At 44.8% G+C, this 1914-nt stretch carries 3 protein-coding genes; all 3 read left to right on the top strand.

The features are described 5' to 3' along the window. On the top strand, window positions 1-974 hold a 974-nt coding region (locus tag BZG81_RS15425; RefSeq protein WP_077677822.1), incomplete at its 5' end, for an EF-Tu/IF-2/RF-3 family GTPase. A 185-nt stretch (window positions 975-1159) separates the two neighbouring features. Continuing rightward, window positions 1160-1351, top strand: coding sequence for a bacterioferritin-associated ferredoxin (bfd, locus tag BZG81_RS15420; protein WP_021024461.1), 192 nt, complete (start codon window positions 1160-1162; stop codon window positions 1349-1351). Window positions 1352-1640: 289 nt separating this feature from the next. After that, window positions 1641-1914 (top strand): transposase family protein (locus BZG81_RS15415; RefSeq protein WP_131826446.1); only part of this gene is annotated, 274 nt, incomplete at its 3' end.

The raw sequence follows: 1914 nt of genomic DNA, 5'->3' as shown, positions 1-1914 counted from the left end.
TTGGTATTCCAAACATCATCGTGTTCATGAACAAATGTGACATGGTTGATGACGAAGAGCTGCTTGAGCTGGTTGAAATGGAAGTTCGTGAGCTACTTTCAGAGTATGACTTCCCAGGTGACGACTGCCCAGTGATTCAAGGTTCTGCACTGGGTGCATTGAACGGTGAAGAGCAGTGGGAGCAGAAGATTGTTGAACTTGCTGAAGCCCTGGATTCTTACATCCCTGAGCCAGAGCGTGCGATCGACAAGCCGTTCATCCTGCCAATCGAAGACGTATTCTCAATCCAAGGCCGTGGTACTGTTGTAACCGGTCGTGTTGAGCAAGGCATCATCACCGTAGGTGACGACGTTGAAATCGTAGGCATGAAAGACACCACCAAGACCACTTGTACTGGTGTTGAAATGTTCCGTAAGCTTCTAGACGAAGGCCGTGCGGGTGAGAACGTTGGTGTTCTTCTGCGTGGTACTAAGCGTGACGAAGTTGAGCGTGGTCAAGTACTGGCGAAGCCTGGTTCAATCACTCCGCACACCAAGTTCGAATCAGAAGTATACGTACTAGGTAAAGACGAAGGCGGCCGTCATACGCCGTTCTTCAAAGGTTATCGTCCACAGTTCTACTTCCGTACAACTGACGTGACCGGTACTATCGAACTGCGTCAAGTACTGGCGAAGCCTGGTTCAATCACTCCGCACACCAAGTTCGAATCAGAAGTATACGTACTAGGTAAAGACGAAGGCGGCCGTCATACGCCGTTCTTCAAAGGTTATCGTCCACAGTTCTACTTCCGTACAACTGACGTGACCGGTACTATCGAACTGCCAGAAGGCGTTGAGATGGTTATGCCTGGTGACAACATCAAGATGGTTGTTGAGCTGATCGCACCTATCGCGATGGACGAAGGTCTACGCTTCGCTATCCGTGAAGGTGGCCGTACTGTAGGTGCGGGTGTTGTTGCTAACATCATCGCTTAATTTGATAGACATCTAGTCTTATCAATAGAAGGGAGCGCATTGCGCTCCTTTTTTTTTCCTCTTTAATCGCCCGATACAGATATAAATAAGTCTTTCATCAATAACCAAGCGTTATATAAAAACCCTTTACCTTAAACGCAATGCAAACTATTCTCGTTATAGTTCATTTTTTTGAGATGACTGAGATGTTAGTTTGTATTTGTCACAGCGTATCAGATAAAACCATTAAGCATTGGGTGCGCCAGCAAGGCGTCACCAGTATTCGCGAACTTCGTCAACTGACGCCTCTTGGATCTCAATGTGGTAAATGTGTGCGCCACGCTAAAGAGGTTATATACAACGAGAGTCAGCTGATCACATTGCAAAAAGCGAGCTAATAAGCGGTCAATATTTGACAGCCTCCTTATGGGTTCTACATTTGTAAAGTAGAACCCATAAGGAGGCTATTGCCATGAAAGGCGATCCAAAATCTATAGCGTTTCCAGGGAAAACGCATGAAGATCCGCGCCATGCCTGGGCTAGCAACTTAATGACTAAATTGTCACTTAGGGCTGAAAACCGTGCGTTATGCCATATTTATTAATTAAAATAAGTGAAAACAAAGGATCAATTTGTTGATCATTTTCAGTGCGATTTAATGGTCTCCTAACGTTTAGGAGATTAAAAATGACAGAAGATAAAAGTACATTTATGCATTTCTTTTCCATTAGAGACATTCGCCAAGAAGGTAACGTTGAACATACGTTATCAGATATTATTTTGATAACGATTTGTGCGGTTTTGTCTGGTCATGATACCTGGAAAGGCATTAGCGATTATGGACGTAAGCAGCGTGATTTTTTATTACGTTTTGGCTTCTCGGGTAAAGCATCACCGTCGGCAGATACGATCGCAAGAGTGCTGGGAACTATCAGCACAAAAGCATTACACAACGCCTTCA

This window comes from Salinivibrio sp. MA607 (assembly GCF_001996245.1).
Taxonomy (GTDB): Bacteria; Pseudomonadota; Gammaproteobacteria; order Enterobacterales; family Vibrionaceae; genus Salinivibrio; species Salinivibrio costicola.
The sequence above is the reverse complement of the archived record's forward strand: the minus strand, read 5'-3'. Positions and strand labels throughout refer to the sequence as shown.